Source organism: Paenibacillus agri (assembly GCF_013359945.1).
In the GTDB taxonomy this organism is placed as follows: domain Bacteria; phylum Bacillota; class Bacilli; order Paenibacillales; family Paenibacillaceae; genus Paenibacillus_AQ; species Paenibacillus_AQ agri.
The window spans coordinates 18240-34593 of record NZ_JABWCS010000194.1; the positions used below are offsets into that span (position 1 = coordinate 18240).

Consider the following 16354-nt stretch of genomic DNA (forward strand, 5'->3'; position numbering starts at 1 on the left):
TGTTTCAAGCTGGATAAAATAATTGGGGATTATAGCAGCGCGTGCAGGATAAAATTCGCTACAAATAGGGCTGCTATAGCATACAAGGCTGGCGGGACATCCTTGCCTTTGCCCATTGAGAGCTTTAGGATCGGGTAGGTAATGAAGCCAAACGCCATCCCGTCGACAATACTGTAGGTGAACGGAATCATGACCATAACCAGGAACGCCGGGAACAGCTCTGTCATGTCACTAAAGTCCATCTCACGTACACTCTGCACCATCAATCCACCAATGACCATCAGGATCGGGGCAATCGCGCTATCCGGCACATAAGCCAACAATGGAATGAACAGGAAGGTTGCACCGAACAGAATACCCGTGACCAGGGAGGTCAGACCGGAGCGGCCGCCTGCCGCAATTCCGGCATTGGATTCTGCAGCGGCCACCACCGGACTACTGCCGAAGATGCCTGCCGCAATATTGGCAATGGAAAGCGCGCGCAGGCTGCTTTTAAAACGTTCTGGACGGTTTGCCAGCTGAGTCTGGGAGGCGATCAGACCGATATTTTCAAAGACTACAATCAGCAGCAACAGGAAAATCGCAATCCAGAAGACCAGACTGAGCAGGCCAGTCCATTGCATCCCGAAGAATACATTACTGTATCCGCTGAAAACATGTCCGGATTCCACATTCTCCGGTCCTTTGGTGGCACCCAGCAGATAAGCAAGTCCGGTGCCTACCGCCATACTGATCAGCAGACCGCCGCTCGTACCACGGATGAACAGCACCAGTGCGAGCAGCAGAGTAATACATGACGTGATTACTGCCGGGTCACTGAAGTGGCCGATGGCCACGAAGGTCGTCTGATGGGCGATAACAATCCCGCTCTTCTGCAGCCCGATAAAGGTCAGGAACAAACCGATGCCGACTGTGATGGCATGCTGCAGATTGTGCGGAATCGCTTCGCTCAAGATACGATACAGCGAGGTGAACGCCACGATCGCAAACAATATGCCGGTAACGACAACTACAGCCAGCGCCTCCCGCCAATCCAGCTTCATGGAATGCACAAGCGTGTACGTGAAAAAGGCGTTGATCCCCATCCCCGGCACCACTATGATCGGCGTCTTGCCGGCAAAAGCCATCAAGAGGCAGCCTGTAATGGCCGTCAGCAATGTAGCTACCATCCCTGCCCGCAGCGGCATGCCCGCATCGTGCAGAATGGCCGCGTTGACCATTACAATATATACTGAAGCAAAATAGGAGAGAATACCGGCGGCCCATTCCCGTTTCCAGTCATGTTCAGGCAGTAAACCTACGCTATTTCGCCAAAAATTCGATTTCATTATTTATAAACCTCCGCTAATGTCAAGTCAGGTCCATCTCTATGCTTTGCCAAAAAAGTCCTCAAGCCCTGACAAAAGGGCGTCAGCAGCCAGAAACCGGCTGTACGCCCTTTTGTCCATTTACTTTGATAATATTTAGTCTACCCTTTATTCACAGAAATCTTTCGGCCTAGTTGCAGCTTCCTGGTAAGTAAGGAAATTAAAAGCTGACGCCTCCGGCCTCCAGCAGATCCTTCACGGTTACGCTGACCATAATAAGACCGGCTACAGGCGGCACGAACGAGTTACTGGCAGGTGGCTGCTTCGCTTTACGTCTGTCCGGCGCGTTCTCTGGAACGATTTTATCCGTAACATCCTGACGCGGCTTCACCGGAGTCTCTGTAGAGAATACAACCTTAACACCCTTTTTGATGCCCTCTTTACGCAGCTTCTGACGGATAATCCGGGCGATAGGGTCATAGGTAGTCTTGGAGATGTCAGCAACCTGGAACCGGGTAGGATCCATCTTGTTGGCTGCGCCCATACTTGAGATCATCGGAATTCCCCGGGCCAGACATTCTTTGATCAGGTGGACTTTGTATATGATCGTATCCGAAGCATCAATTACATAATCCAGCTTATATTTAAACAATTCTTCATACGTTTCTTCCGTATAGAACATATTCAGCGCAATAGCATCACAGTCCGGGTTGATCAGCTTGATGCGGTCCACCATCAGCTCGGCTTTCTTCTGGCCTACAGTGGTAGTGAGTGCGTGGATCTGGCGGTTCACATTGGTGATATCCACCACGTCCTTATCAATCAGGATAATCCGCCCAACCCCGCTACGGGCCAGCGCCTCTGCCGCTATACCGCCGACACCACCGATACCTAGCACTGCTACTGTGCTGTTTTTCATAATATCCAGGCCTTCCGGCCCGATGGCAAGTTCTGTACGCGAGAACTGGTGCAACATATTTTAAGCCTCCTTAACTAGCACTACGAAGCGCAGGATGCGCTTCGCAGTGAATGAATAGTATGATTATTCTTTGTCTTTTTCCTTCTTCGGTTTCAGCGCCAGCTTGATGTGCAAATCTTCCAATTGCGAGCCTTCCACTGGGGATGGAGCATCCATTAGCAGATCGGTTGCACTTGCAGTTTTCGGGAATGCGATCGTTTCCCGCAGGTTGGTGCGTCCAGCGAGCAGCATCACGAGACGGTCAAGGCCGAAGGCAATTCCGCCGTGCGGAGGCGTACCGTATTCAAACGCGTCGAGCAGGTAACCGAATTTTTCGTAAGCAACTTCCTCAGAGAAGCCGAGCGCTTTGAACATTTGCTCTTGCACTTCACGTTTGTAGATCCGCATCGAGCCGCCACCGACTTCGTAGCCGTTCAGCACGATATCGTAGGCTTGGGCACGAATGGCACCCGGATCAGTCTCGAACAGGTGCAGATCCTCTTCACGCGGACGTGTGAACGGATGGTGCTCAGCAACATAACGTTTTTGATCTTCATCATAACCCAGCAGCGGGAAGTCTGTTACCCAAGCGAATTTGAAGACGTTGTCGTCGATCAGGCCGAGCTGGCGTCCGATTTTGAGACGCAGCGCACCAAGAACATCTGCAACCACTTTTTTGTTATCTGCGGAGAAGAGCAGCAAGTCACCTTCCTCAGCGCCAGTACGTTCCTTAACAGCAGCAATCTCTTCTTCGGAGAAGAACTTAACGATTGGCCCCTTGAATTCGCCATCCTTCACTTGAATCCATGCCAACCCTTTCGCGCCGTAACGCGCAGCATACGGTCCAAGATCGTCGATTTCTTTACGAGTCCAAGTACCACAGCCCTTAGCGTTAAGGCACTTCACTTCTCCGCCTTTTTCGATAACGGACGCGAATACCTTCACGCCGCTGGTAGCTACGATATCATTCATCTCGATCAGTTCCAGACCAAAGCGCAGGTCTGGCTTGTCGGAGCCGTATTTACCAATAGCATCAGCATATGTCAACCGTTGGAACGGAAGTGCGAGATCTGCACCAACAGTTTCCTTGAAGAGACGCTGTAAAAGCTTCTCCATCATGCCCAGCAGATCATCCTGGGACAGGAAGGAGGTCTCAATGTCGACCTGGGTGAATTCCGGCTGACGGTCAGCACGCAGATCCTCATCGCGGAAACAACGGGCGATTTGATAGTAGCGCTCTATACCGCCCACCATCAGCAGCTGTTTGTAGATTTGCGGGGATTGCGGCAGACCGAAGAATTCCCCTTCATGCACCCGGCTCGGTACAAGATAGTCACGCGCGCCTTCCGGTGAGCTTTTAGTTAGAATCGGTGTTTCTACATCGATAAATCCTTCGCTGTCCAGGAAGTCACGGAATATTTTGGATGCTTTGGAGCGCAACAGCAGCGTCTTTTGCATCTCAGGACGACGCAGGTCGAGGTAACGGTATTTCAGACGCAGTGATTCGTCCACTTCCACACCATCTTCGATAAAGAACGGAGGTGTCTTCGCTGCGTTCAGCACTTCAATATCCGTAATTTGCACTTCAATCTCACCGGTAGGCAGATTCTTATTCACGGTTTCTTCATCGCGCTTAACCACTTTACCTTTAACAGCCACAACGTATTCACTGCGTACTTTGTCAGCGATTTGCAGCGCTTCGCCCGAATAGTCGGGATTGAAAACAACTTGTACAATTCCGCTGCGGTCACGGAGATCAATGAAAAGTACGCCCCCAAGGTCGCGGCGGGTCTGTACCCAACCGTTAAGGGTAACGGTTTGTCCAATATGGTCCTGCGTTAATTGTCCACAATGATGACTTCTTTGCATGATTTGATCATATCCTTTCATGATTGAAATATCGCTTGTACTATCGCTGTTGCCTCAGACTATACGATGGACTGAGCAAGTTCATCAAGCTTGACGTTACGCTGTTCTCCTGTGTCCATCGACTTCAAGGCGATCACACCGGCCTTCAGCTCGTCTTCGCCCAAGATCGCGGTGTATCTGGCTGCCATGCGGTCTGCCGACTTCATTTGCGCCTTCATTTTCCGGCCCAGATAATCTCGTTCGGCAGAGTAGCCCTTGCTACGCAGAAGATACAGCTGCTTCGTAATCTCGAGATCAGCTTCTTCACTCAGCGCTACGAAATAGACATCCAGCGGCTTGGAAGATTCCAGCTCTACCTTCTGGTGTTCCAGAATGAGCAGAATACGCTCCAGACCGATCCCAAAACCGATACCCGGTTGATCCGGCCCGCCGATTTGTTCCACGAGCCCGTTGTAGCGCCCGCCGCCGCCGACTGTATCGATGGAACCGATGCCGGCTGCTTTATATTCAAACGCAGTATGCGTGTAATAATCGAGTCCGCGCACAAGACGCGTATTGATGGAATAGTCAACGCCCATGGTATCCAGGTGCTGCTTAACCTTTGCAAAATGCACGGTGCACTCTTCATCCAGACTATTCAAAATGGACGGTGCATCAGTGAATTTATCCTGGTCTACCTTGCAGTCCAGTACACGCAATGGATTGCGCTCCATACGACGCTGGCAATCACTGCAGAGGTTGTCTTTCATCGGTCTCAGGAAATTCAGAAGCTCCTCCCGATAGGCCGCACGGCTTGGCGCGTTACCCACAGAGTTGATCTCCACCCGCACATCCTTCAGACCCAATTCCTTATAGAACTCGTAACCCAAGGAAATGACCTCAGCATCAATCGCCGGATCTACCGCTCCGAAGGCTTCAACACCAAACTGGTGGAACTGACGGTATCTTCCCGCTTGTGGACGTTCATAACGGAACATCGGCCCGATATAATACAGCTTGCTGACATCCGGCTCGCCATACAGCTTGTTCTGAACATAAGCACGTACAACGCCTGCTGTCCCTTCTGGACGAAGCGCCAGATCCCGGTCGCCCTTGTCCTTGAACGTATACATCTCGCCTTCTACAATGTCCGTAGTTTCGCCTACGCCTCTTTCAAACAATCCGGTATGCTCGAACATAGGTGTACGGATCTCCCGGTAGTTAAAACGGTGGCACAGCTCTCTGGCCTTCGCCTCTACAAACTGCCATTTCTCCACCGCGCCTGGCAGCACATCCTGTGTGCCTGTGGGTTTCTCGAATCTTTCTTTAGCCACTGCCTATCCCTCCTGAAAAAATACCCCTTATAGCCTTAATTTCTGCGTTAATGCGCAGCATAACAAAAAATCCCTCGCCCTGTTTATCACAAACAGGGACGAGGGATTATCATAACCAATAATTCACCCGTGGTACCACCCACATTCCGGAGCAGGAGATTACTCTCACCACATCCGCTTCAAGCGGTTAACGCCCGCCTACGCGCAAACGGCTACTGATTGCAGCAGTTGTCAAATCCTGCCGATGTTCGCCGTGCGTTCTCGGGGAGGTCATTCATTCGCTCATCAACAGAATCCTTGCAGCCAGACGTAGCGACTTAATCGTCCTTGGTATGGACAATACCGACTCGTCAGGGGATTCCTCTCTGGGGTTGTGGAGGCCCGAATTACTTATTCCCGTCATCAAAGCACTATAATATAACTGTTATTGTTAGATTCTACTGAACCACTGCGCTAAAGTCAAGAAAGGAAATTAAAAATTTTAAGATGAATGAGGACGGAAAGTGAGCTTAATCGGCAAATTTCTCCTGTTACAAAAAAAATGACCCACAGCCGGTTGCTGCGGGTCCATCATCATATATTATTAAAAAGGGGGTCATGTCTTTATTATAAACACGCTATATTAAGGAATCATGTATGAAATGTTACGAGTACATTACAGAAAAGAAAGCGCTTAATTTTCAGGGACATACCCGTCTCCTTTATCATAGCTTTAGCCTGACGTGACGGCAACCCTTGAGGGTCCTATTTTCAATCGTACCGATTAATAGTCCAATTCAAAAGCGCCGGATAGCCCATAAAGGCCATCCGACGCTATATTCCTCAACACCCTAGAAACAGCCGTTAATCAAACCGCTCCACATAAGCTTGCTTGCCACGCAGAATTTGAATGACTTCGTTATATCGATCCTCATCCACCTTCAGCTCCATGATATAGCGGAGTTCCCCAAGCTCTTCGTCGCTAAGCTCAGCTTCCTCTCCGGTGCTTCCCTCAATCCCGCGGCTTTCAACATCGTCCACGGACTCTGGAATTCCAGTACTAGCGACCAGTGCAGCTCCGGCACCCGGTGACCCAGAGGTACCCGATGTACTGAATCCACCGGCTGCCAAGGCGGAATTCCCAAGTGGAATCACCGGTAGCAGAAAACGGCGGTCCTGTCCCAGCCGATCATTGAGCGGCCATATCTCCAGCCCTTCCACGTTATAGGCGATAAGTGCTGTTTTGGCTCCTAGCGCATCATCTTCTGTCTTAAAATACGCCTGAATTCTTCTAGTCATTGTTAGTCCCTCCTTGAATATATGTTCAAGTCAGTCTGTAATCTATAGCACTTTCAGCAGCTCACGCACGAATGCCGGCTCGTCTTTCGGTGTACGTGAAGTGATATAATTGCGGTCTACGACTACCTCTTCATCTTTGAATTCCGCTCCCGCATTGACAACATCATCCTTCAGTGGAGGATAGGAGGTTACCGTACGTCCTTTGAGTAGCTCAGCGCTGATCAGAATCTGAGGGCCATGACAGATGGCGGCAATAGGCTTGCCTGCGCTGTTGGTCTCTTTTACAAATTGAAGCACTTCCGGACTTAGCCGCAGGTTCTCTGGCGATGATCCGCCGGGAATAACCACAGCGTCATAGTCGCCTGCGCGGACTTTTGAGATCGCCTTGTCGGCTGCATACGAGACCTTGCCCTGCTTACCCACCAGTGTCTCATTTTCCTTCAGACCTATGATCTCCGCCTGATGTCCTGCTTTTATCACTTCATCGTAAGGAACCTTCATTTCGGAATCTTCAAAATCACTCGCCAATAGAAATGCAACTTTACTCATGAGACAACTTCTCCCTTCTGTTTGTTCTTGTGCAGCTGAACGGAACGATTGCGCTTGAAAGATTCTCGCTCTTCTACTATTACCCGGTCAATATGTTTTCTAACACTGTCTTACAGAATGAACCTGTTATTATCCCCTTCGTGCGCCTCTATAGCCTCATAGAAAAAGCCGACTTACTACCCGTCTCAGGTACGCGGCAGCAGGTCACGGCTTCTTCCCTTCAATACCTGAATCTCGGCGGGAGCCTCAGCTCCTTTTACAATTGCGCCTGCTTCAGCAGGGCTTCCTGTCGCCAATGTCGGGTTGCTTCTCCATACCCATGCCTTTTGAGATTGTCTCATTGCCGTAGCTCCTTGCAACTTGCCGTAATATCCATCCGCTTCTAGTCTAACCATACGAACAATGCCCTATCCGTACAAAAAAAGATGCCGCACACGGCTCCCAAAGGAACGGTGATGCGACATCCGCCGATATTTTATTCGTCTTAAATGAAACAAAATTGTAGCGCTTGATTTAACCCCGGCTATCGAGGATTAACGTGACAGGCCCCCAGTTGACGAGCGACACATCCATCATCGCCCCGAACACCCCGGTTCCAACCTGCAGACCGCGGGCAACCAGCTCACGGTTAAAATAATCATATAACTGCTCGGCCTCAGCCGGCGCAGCGGCGGCCATGAAATTGGGGCGTCTGCCCTTACGGCAGTCCCCGTAGAGCGTAAACTGCGATACAGACAGAATCGCACCGCCAGTGTCAGTGACGCTGAAGTTCATTTTCCCTGCTTCATCCTCAAAAATCCGCAGTCCCGCGATCTTCTCCGCCAGATACGCCGCATCCTTCTCTGTATCACCATGGGTCACGCCGACCAGTAACATCAAGCCTTCACCAATCGCGCCGGTCACTTCGCCATTAACCGTTACCTTAGCTTCCTTGCAGCGCTGTACTACTACTCTCATTGCAGCTTTCAGCTCCTTGCCTTATTGCATGATCCGGTGGACCGTGTAGACATCCTTGACACGTTTGACCCGATCCACTACCGATTGCAAATGTTCAGTATTGCGGATCAAGACTGTCATATGAACCATGGCCATCTTGTTCTTGTCGGATCGTCCGGTCACCGCCGAGATGTTGGTCTTGCTCTCTGCGACAGCCTGCAGTACTTCATTGAGCAGCCCGTTACGATCATGGCCTGTAATCTCAATATCGACGCTATAATTGGCCTCGACGCTGCCTTCCCAGTCTACCTCAATCACCCGTGCCGCTTCTTCGCCCTCACCGTCGCCCGGAATATTCGGACAGTCTTGGCGGTGAACTGATACCCCGCGGCCGCGAGTCACATACCCAATAATGTCATCGCCTGGCACAGGATTACAACATCGGGCAAAACGTACAAGCAAGTTATCAATGCCTTTGACACGCACGCCATTCGTCGGCTGATTCCGCTTCTCGCCCGAGGATTTGATCTCCTTCATCTCAGAGGTCAGCTCCAGATGATTAGCAGTCTCTTCCTGCTCCTTGCGTAGCTTCTCGGTCAGCTTGGAAGCGATCTGCGCGGCCGTAATGCCGCCGAAACCTACAGCAGAGAGCATATCCTCAATATCGTTGAAGGCGAATTTCTTCGCAGCCTCAAGCAGCTTATCGTCAGAGATATATTCAGACACTTCAACGTTCAAACGCTTCAGCTCACGTTCAATCGCTTCACGGCCCTTCTCGACATTCTCCTCACGCTTCTCCTTCTTGAACCACTGCTTGATCTTGCTCCGGGCATGGGAGGACTGGGCAATCTTCAGCCAGTCACGACTCGGACCATACGAATGCTTCGAGGTCAGGATCTCCACAATGTCCCCGGTCTTCAGCTTATGATCAAGCGGCACAATTCTTCCGTTCACCTTGGCGCCAATGGTCCGGTTACCGACCTCCGTGTGAATACGGAAGGCAAAATCAAGTGGAACAGAGCCGGCAGGCAGTTCAATAACCTCGCCTTTGGGAGTAAATACGAAGACGAGGTCCGAGAAAAAGTCCATTTTCAGCGATTCAACGAATTCTTCCGCATCCTTAGCCTCATGTTGAAGCTCAAGGATCTCCCGGAAGAATGGCATCCGGTTCTCGGGATTGCCGTTGTTGCCGGTGCCTTCCTTATACGCCCAGTGCGCTGCGATACCGAATTCCGCGGTACGGTGCATCTCCCAGGTACGGATCTGAACCTCTGTAGGCTCCCCGCCCGGCCCAACCACCGTGGTGTGAAGCGATTGGTACATGTTCGCTTTGGGCATAGCAATATAATCCTTGAAACGGCCAGGCATCGGCTTCCAAAGCGTATGAATAATGCCAAGTGTGGCATAACAGTCTTTAATGTTATCGACAATGATACGAATAGCCAGCAGATCATAGATTTCGTTAAACTGCTTGTTCTTCGTGCTCATTTTATTATAAACGCTGTAGATATGCTTCGGGCGTCCGGACAGGTCACCTTCGATGCCCATCTCGTCCAGCTTGGACTGAATGCGGCCGATGACGCTCTCGATGAACTGCTCGCGTTCTGCCCGCTTCTTGTGCATCAGATTGGCAATACGGTAATACTGCTGAGGATTCAAATACCGGAGGGCAATATCCTCCATCTCCCACTTGATTGCCGAAATCCCCAATCGATCTGCAATAGGACAAAAAATCTCCAGTGTCTCATAGGAGATCCTGCGCTGGCTTTCCTCTGACTGATATTTCAGTGTCCGCATATTGTGCAGACGGTCCGCCAGCTTGATGACAATGACCCGGATATCCTGCGCCATTGCAATGAACATTTTGCGGTAATTCTCGTTCTGCTGCTCTTCCTTCGAGCGGAAGCGGATGCGTTCCAGCTTGGTCAGACCATCAACAAGCATGGCGCAGGTGTCGCCAAATTTCGCACGGATCTGGTCGAGGGACACTGTCGTATCTTCCACAACATCATGCAGAAGCGCAGCAATAATGGAGATTACATCCATCTGCATATTGACGACAATATCTGCGACGGCAAGCGGATGCAGGATATACGGCTCCCCCGATTTGCGGACTTGCCCATGGTGGGCCTGATCAGCAAATTCATATGCTTCCGTAATGCGGAGCAGATCTTTTTCTTTTATATATGCGCCAGCTTTGTCAATTAATCGCTCAATGCCCATTCTCGTCGTATCCGTTTCCTTTCTATAAGAAAAACTCCTGCCAGGAGTCTCTCGATGATGTAGTCGATAAAATAAACAAACCTGCAAAAATGTGCATCGTCTGCAGGTTTCTTGATCGGTATACCGCTTTCTGTGAACAACCTCTAAGAGTTGAAAGTTGTCTATAATTATGACGCTTACGAGGGATTACGTCAACACTTGCCATCGCATGGCATTAGTGTCAAGAGAAGTCACAATAACGTACAAATTGATGTCACTTGTGAAATTGTTGTTGTAAAAATGTCAAGTTCTATTTAATCTAGTAAAGGCGGTTTGCCAAGTAATGATTTATATTATGAAAAAGAAAGAGGAGTGACCACCATTGCAACGCGAAATTCAAGTTAACGAAAGGCTTCCCTGGGGGCCGGGCTTCCTTCTGAGTCTTCAGCATTTGTTCGCCATGTTCGGCAGCACGGTGCTGGTGCCCAACCTGTTCGGGGTAGATCCCGGTATGATTCTGCTGATGAACGGTATCGGCACACTCATGTACATTTTAATCTGCCGCGGTAAAATCCCTGCTTATCTTGGCTCCAGCTTCGCTTTTATTTCACCTGTTCTGGCCGTGCTGGCACAACATCAGGATGATCATCAACGTGGATATTCGCTTGCACTTGGCGCATTTATCGTCACCGGCGTGATTTTCATCCTTGTCGCGCTGATTATCCGTTTTGCCGGAACCGGCTGGATTGACGTGGTCTTCCCTCCGGCTGTTATGGGTGCAATCGTCGCCACCATTGGACTTGAACTCGTCCCGGTAGCGGCGCGTATGGCAGGACTGATCGCTCCTGAAGGCGCAACTGATTGGACACCAGACACCAGTGCTATCACTCTCTCCATGGTAACCCTCGGCGTTACTGTGATTGGAGCCGTTCTCTTCCGCGGTTTCCCAAAAATCATTCATATTCTGATCGGGATCGTGACAGGTTACGGTTTGGCATATTGGATGGGCAAAGTAGATACAGCAGCTATTAGCAACGCTCATTTCTTTGCCAGACCAACCATTACTACACCTTCGTTCGACTGGGACGTTATTCTAACCATTATCCCTGTATCCCTCGTCGTTATTGTCGAGCATATCGGACACTTGCTGGTTACAAGCAATATCGTCGGCAAAGACCTTGCCAAGGACCCTGGTCTAGATCGCTCACTGTTCGGAAACGGGATATCTACCATTATCTCCGGATTTGTCGGTTCCACTCCTAATACTACTTATGGTGAAAATATCGGAGTTATGGCTTTGACCAAAGTTTACAGCGTATTTGTCATCGGCGGTGCCGCCATCATCGCCATTCTGCTCTCGTTCTCAGGCACCTTCTCATCCGTTATTGCCAATATCCCTCTTCCGGTAATGGGTGGTGTCTCCCTGCTGCTGTTCGGTGTTATTGCAGCATCGGGCCTACGTATCTTCGTAGAGCAAAAGGTCGACTTCTCCAAAGCAACTAACATGATTCTCGCAACCCTCGTTCTTGTTGTAGGCATCAGTGGTACAACCCTTACGATCGGTAATGTTCATCTGAAGGGAATGGCGCTAGCTACCATCGTTGGTATGGTCCTTTCCCTGTTGTTCAAGCTCATTGAAGTACTTGGACTTAGCAATGAGAAAGATAACGAAAAATCTGCTCATTAATACGCGGGTAATACGCGGGTAAAATCACTTATAAAAAAGCGGACTGCTGTCATCTATCGACAGCAGTCCGCTTTTTATTTCCCGGGAAACGCTATTTCGTTTATCTCTTAGTCCTCATAGTTCAGCAAGGAGATGACTTCGATATCAGTCAGCTTGTTGCGTCCGGCCAGTTCAACTAGCTCGATCAGGAACGCTGCCCCGACGACTTTGCCTCCAAGCTGTTCGATCAAGCTAACCGAAGTAGCAATCGTACCACCGGTTGCCAGCAGATCGTCGGCAATCAGTACATTTTGCCCTGGCTTGATAGCATCGGTGTGCACAGCCAGCTTATCCTTACCGTATTCCAGGTCATATCCAACTTCAATAGTCTCATAAGGAAGCTTACCGCTCTTGCGGATCGGCACAAAACCTACACCAAGTGCATACGCCAGTGGTGCGCCCACAACGAAGCCGCGAGCTTCAGGTCCGGCAATAATATCAATTTTCAGGTGGGCTACAAGGGCTTTCAGTTCATCGATCGCCTGGCGGTAAGCCTCGCCATTGTTAAGCAGTGTTGTAATATCCTTAAAGCTGATTCCCGGTTGTGGGAAATCCGGAATCACGCGAATAATTTCTTTGAAGTTCAAGATTATCATCTCCTAAAATTTTGTGAGCATATACTTCGGTGAATTACTTCGAACAAAATCGCTTCGGAAGCATAAGCTTAGTTTTGTATAGCATAGGCTGCGGTGATTTTACTTCGACAAAACTGGCTTCGTAAGCATACGCTTAGTTTTGTGAGCATAGCTGCGTTGATTTAACGTCGAACAAAATTTCTTCGGAAGCATCTCTATAATCTCAGGACACACCTTGCCGGCGGGATTGCATAAAGTCCTGCAACTCTGACAGGCTGCCGTCCATGAAATACTCTTCCATCTGCGCTACCTGTCCCAAACGGATAAAATGCTGCGAAGCTGTAAGGCTCTTGGCAGCAGGCTGCGTTACAAAAGTGATCAGCCCTTGGTGGCGTTCGATAAAATCAAGCTCCTCGAACACATCCAGCATCATACTCAGCATACGTACGCTCAGCGGGGTCTGCCGGCTCAGACGCAGCAGTACCTCATGCTCTGGGGTTGCCGCAGCAGCGACGGAAGCAAGCAGCTTATATAAGGCCTTAAAATGATCACGGGTCGGAACCTGCAGACGTTCACGTCTCTCTCGGATCGAATGAAGCAGCGCCACATTATCGATAAGCGGAAAAGTCTGAAGTACCGCGTCCAGCTGTTCCGGCGACTCCGGCAGATCCAGCAGACAGAGGACAGAAACACGTTCCTCTTCCAGCTTATTCTGCTCATCGTCATGTGCGGAAATTCCGCCGTTCTCATCGTATGTCCAAAGAGACATGCCCTTCAACTCATCTGGCACAAGGGCTCGCTCCTTACGAGACACGACTACAGCCCGATACGGATCCGTTCCCGCATAGGGCGTCAGGCGCTCGCTGATCTCACGCGCTTGCCGAACCGCATCGGCAGCTCCGCGCAGATCGAACAGCTGAGTTTCGTGGACCGCCAGATCCTGCAGCATCAGCTGTGGCTTACGGGAGCCATTCCACTCGTTCACAGACAATTCGGCTAACACATCCACTTTAGTGCCACCTGGCAGCAGTGCGCCTAGCGCACCTTTGCCAAAAGCAACCGCCTCAATAATATGCTTGCCTTGCTGCAGAACAATTTTGAGATGCTTGCCTTCGGCGCCCATGGTCCGTGTCTCTTTGACCACAGCACCACGTAGAATAAACTTCGGCAACGGGTTACTCATGCCGAACGGCGCTAGCCGTTCCAGCTCATCCGCCGCTTGAAGCGACAGATCGGCGATCGTTGCTTCACTATCTGCTGATGTCACCGCCACAAAATGCTCCGGTGTCAGTACACCTGAAGCATAGTCGTTCAGTGCATCAGCGAAGGCACCAAGGCCATCGCGATGAAGGCTCATACCGGCAGCCGAAGGATGCCCCCCGAAATGATCCATCAAGCTGGAGCAGGAAGATAAGGCCGCATAAATATCGAATCCAGGGATCGAGCGGGCTGAGCCCTTGCACATCCCCGTCTCGGGATGGATATCCAGAATGATTACCGGCCGGTAGTAGCGTTCCAGCAGCTTGGAGGCAACGATGCCTACCACACCTACATTCCAGCCTTCCGAAGCCAAGACGATCACATCTGGAAGCCCTTCAGCTGCGATTCTTTCCTCCAGCTTGGCTGTGGCTTCAACCACGATTCTCTCCACAACCAGCTGACGCTCCTTATTCAGCAGGTCCAGCTCATCCGCCAGCTCACGCGCTTCTTCTGCATGCTCTGTGGTCAACAGCGAGACAGCTCGTCCGGCGTGATCAAGACGGCCGCTGGCGTTGATACGCGGCGCCATGCCAAAAGCAATATTCACCGCGCCTACTGTATTCATAGTTACCCCGCTAACCTCAAGTAGCGCGCGAATGCCAGGGAAACGGGAATTACGCATGGAGAGGATCCCCCTGCGTACAATCTCCCGATTCTCCCCCAGTAAAGGCATAAGATCCGCCACAGTACCTATGGCAGCGATTTCGGTCCATGCCTCCGGTATGTCCCCACCAAGGAGTGCCTGTGCCAGCTTAAGTGCAACACCTACACCTGCCAAACCTTTGAAGGGATAAGGGCAATCAGGCAGCTTGGGATTAATCAAAGCATAAGCCTCTGGCAGAAGTGCCGGCGGCTCATGGTGATCCGTTACGATCACATCCATGCCCAGTTCCTTGGCATAAGCAATCTGGTGATACGCACTGATACCTGTATCTACAGTAATAATCAGGGAGACTCCCTGTTGCAGCGCCCAATCCAGGGCATGATTATGTAAACCATAGCCTTCGTTTGAACGATGCGGGATATAAATGTCATAGGAAGCGCCAAGATAACGCAGCAGATGAATCATCAGCGCTGTGCTGGACACACCATCGGCATCATAATCACCATAGACCAGAATATGTTCATTTTCTTGCAATGCCTTTCTAATTCTCGGAACCGCTTCAGTCATCCCCTTAAGTAAAAACGGGTCGTGCTGCTCCTGCCCGCCACCGTCCATAAATACCAGCGCCTCTTCAGGCGTTGCCTTGCCTCTGGTAACCAACAGTGACGACAAAAGCGGAGAAATAGAAAGGCTCCGGGCCAGTTCCCTTACTGCATCGGGATCGGCTGCCGGAGAATGCCATCTTGTTTTAGAATGAAGCACGGATAACTCACCTTTCTCTTACCTTGGCAAACTATTGAAGCAGGGTGGGCAGATCATCATCCACCAGCTCATGATTGCTCTTGTAAGGATAACCCGGATCATACGGTACGACATCCATACGCACCTCGCCCACGTGAACAAAACGTTGCAGCAACAGCTTTCTGGCACATTCCGCAATTTCTTGGGCTTCTAGCACTGTAATGCGCGGGTTAACACTGATTTGGACCTCCAGGTTCACATAACGCCCCTGTTCCATCGCTTTCAGATGCTCCACACGGATTACCCCATGCACTCGCTGTACGGTATCAATAAAGCTGGCCGCATCTTCCGAGGGAAGCTCCTGAATGTTTTTTCCATAGACCGAACTGGCAATCAGGCTATATCCTTTACGCAAAATCAGAAATCCCGTCAACAGCGCCGCAATAGGGTCCATATACAACAGCGGATGCCAGCCAGAGTAGCTGCCAGCCATCGCAAGTGTAATCCCGATCAGAACAGTGATTGAAGTATACAGACTGAAACGATGGCTGTCGGCATAAGCAGCATGGCTACCATCGCCCAGCTTCTTGAAATGACGATATTGATACTGGAACACAATTTCTTTCACCAGAATAGATAATAGAACTGTTACAAGTGCGTAATACCCGGGTGTAGTTAAATGTCCATAAGTCAGATCACGAATTGAGGAAAAAACAACCTGTAACCCGCCCATTAAAATGAGCACAGAACAGGATATAGCCAAGATTGGCTCCTTGCTTCCCTGCCGGGCACCAGCCTTGAATCGGGAGGAAGCTTTGCTGTTCTTTTTCTGTCCAGAACGCCATGGAAGAGTATTTGCCAGCTTGGCTGCGGCGTCAGCTCCAGTGTATAAAGCATCCCCCATTAATGCCTTGCTGCCTGAGATGTAACCCACACTTCCCTTGGCTATGGCCAGAGCGACATCGCTGACGATTCCGGTCCAGGCGACCGTCTCATTCTGCGTTGATTGTTTGTCATTCATGCGAGGCCCTCCTTG

Annotated in this window: 13 protein-coding genes; 1 reads left to right on the plus strand and 12 read right to left on the minus strand. The window is 50.4% G+C overall.

Features of this window, described 5'->3' with window-relative positions; genetic code table 11:
- Positions 1-29: 29 nt before the first annotated feature.
- The 9 genes from HPT30_RS05775 to HPT30_RS05815 all read right to left on the minus strand — a co-directional run bounded on the left by HPT30_RS05775 (position 30) and on the right by HPT30_RS05815 (position 10433).
- Entirely contained in the window at positions 30-1328 is a 1299-nt protein-coding gene (locus HPT30_RS05775) for an NCS2 family permease (RefSeq protein WP_175370487.1), read from the minus strand.
- A 199-nt stretch (positions 1329-1527) separates the two neighbouring features.
- The gene (locus tag HPT30_RS05780) at positions 1528-2283 is read right to left on the minus strand and encodes a tRNA threonylcarbamoyladenosine dehydratase (protein ID WP_175370488.1); all 756 of its coding nucleotides are present in this window, start codon (positions 2281-2283) and stop codon (positions 1528-1530) included.
- A 66-nt stretch (positions 2284-2349) separates the two neighbouring features.
- A complete protein-coding gene (aspS, locus tag HPT30_RS05785) occupies positions 2350-4134 on the minus strand; it encodes an aspartate--tRNA ligase (protein WP_175370489.1) in 1785 nt (594 codons plus the stop codon).
- A 59-nt stretch (positions 4135-4193) separates the two neighbouring features.
- The gene (gene hisS, locus HPT30_RS05790; RefSeq protein WP_175370490.1) at positions 4194-5447 is read right to left on the minus strand and encodes a histidine--tRNA ligase; all 1254 of its coding nucleotides are present in this window, start codon (positions 5445-5447) and stop codon (positions 4194-4196) included.
- 843 nt (positions 5448-6290) lie between these two features.
- Entirely contained in the window at positions 6291-6725 is a 435-nt protein-coding gene (locus HPT30_RS05795; protein WP_175370491.1) for a hypothetical protein, read from the minus strand.
- 42 nt (positions 6726-6767) lie between these two features.
- Positions 6768-7274 (minus strand): type 1 glutamine amidotransferase domain-containing protein, encoded by a 507-nt coding sequence (locus HPT30_RS05800; protein ID WP_175370492.1) that lies wholly within the window; start codon positions 7272-7274, stop codon positions 6768-6770.
- Positions 7275-7459: 185 nt separating this feature from the next.
- Positions 7460-7615, minus strand: a complete 156-nt coding sequence (locus HPT30_RS05805; RefSeq protein WP_175370493.1) for a hypothetical protein — start codon at positions 7613-7615, stop codon at positions 7460-7462.
- 172 nt (positions 7616-7787) lie between these two features.
- The gene (gene dtd / locus HPT30_RS05810) at positions 7788-8231 is read right to left on the minus strand and encodes a D-aminoacyl-tRNA deacylase (RefSeq protein ID WP_175370494.1); all 444 of its coding nucleotides are present in this window, start codon (positions 8229-8231) and stop codon (positions 7788-7790) included.
- Between the two features lie 21 nt (positions 8232-8252).
- On the minus strand, positions 8253-10433 hold the full coding sequence (locus HPT30_RS05815) for a RelA/SpoT family protein (protein ID WP_175370495.1): 2181 nt from the start codon (positions 10431-10433) through the stop codon (positions 8253-8255).
- A 361-nt stretch (positions 10434-10794) separates the two neighbouring features.
- Between HPT30_RS05815 and uraA the strand changes: the two genes are divergently transcribed.
- Positions 10795-12099, plus strand: a complete 1305-nt coding sequence (gene uraA, locus HPT30_RS05820) for a uracil permease (protein ID WP_175370496.1) — start codon at positions 10795-10797, stop codon at positions 12097-12099.
- A gap of 107 nt (positions 12100-12206) precedes the next feature.
- On the opposite strand, the gene HPT30_RS05825 is transcribed toward uraA, so the two are convergent.
- From HPT30_RS05825 to HPT30_RS05835, 3 genes are all read right to left on the minus strand, one after another.
- On the minus strand, positions 12207-12725 hold the full coding sequence (locus HPT30_RS05825) for an adenine phosphoribosyltransferase (RefSeq protein ID WP_066364443.1): 519 nt from the start codon (positions 12723-12725) through the stop codon (positions 12207-12209).
- 211 nt (positions 12726-12936) lie between these two features.
- A complete protein-coding gene (gene recJ, locus HPT30_RS05830; RefSeq protein WP_175370497.1) occupies positions 12937-15339 on the minus strand; it encodes a single-stranded-DNA-specific exonuclease RecJ in 2403 nt (800 codons plus the stop codon).
- 31 nt (positions 15340-15370) lie between these two features.
- Complete coding sequence (locus HPT30_RS05835; protein ID WP_175370498.1) at positions 15371-16339, minus strand: cation diffusion facilitator family transporter; 969 nt, start codon at positions 16337-16339, stop codon at positions 15371-15373.
- Positions 16340-16354 lie beyond the last annotated feature (15 nt).

Coding starts and splice junctions, on each gene's coding strand:
- aspS (WP_175370489.1), bottom strand. CDS start 4,134: ATGCAAAGAAGTCATCATTGTGGACAATTAACGCAGGACCATATTGGA.
- HPT30_RS05775 (WP_175370487.1), bottom strand. CDS start 1,328: ATGAAATCGAATTTTTGGCGAAATAGCGTAGGTTTACTGCCTGAACAT.
- HPT30_RS05795 (WP_175370491.1), bottom strand. CDS start 6,725: ATGACTAGAAGAATTCAGGCGTATTTTAAGACAGAAGATGATGCGCTA.
- HPT30_RS05805 (WP_175370493.1), bottom strand. CDS start 7,615: ATGAGACAATCTCAAAAGGCATGGGTATGGAGAAGCAACCCGACATTG.
- HPT30_RS05835 (WP_175370498.1), bottom strand. CDS start 16,339: ATGAATGACAAACAATCAACGCAGAATGAGACGGTCGCCTGGACCGGA.
- HPT30_RS05780 (WP_175370488.1), bottom strand. CDS start 2,283: ATGTTGCACCAGTTCTCGCGTACAGAACTTGCCATCGGGCCGGAAGGC.
- HPT30_RS05815 (WP_175370495.1), bottom strand. CDS start 10,433: ATGGGCATTGAGCGATTAATTGACAAAGCTGGCGCATATATAAAAGAA.
- HPT30_RS05800 (WP_175370492.1), bottom strand. CDS start 7,274: ATGAGTAAAGTTGCATTTCTATTGGCGAGTGATTTTGAAGATTCCGAA.
- dtd (WP_175370494.1), bottom strand. CDS start 8,231: ATGAGAGTAGTAGTACAGCGCTGCAAGGAAGCTAAGGTAACGGTTAAT.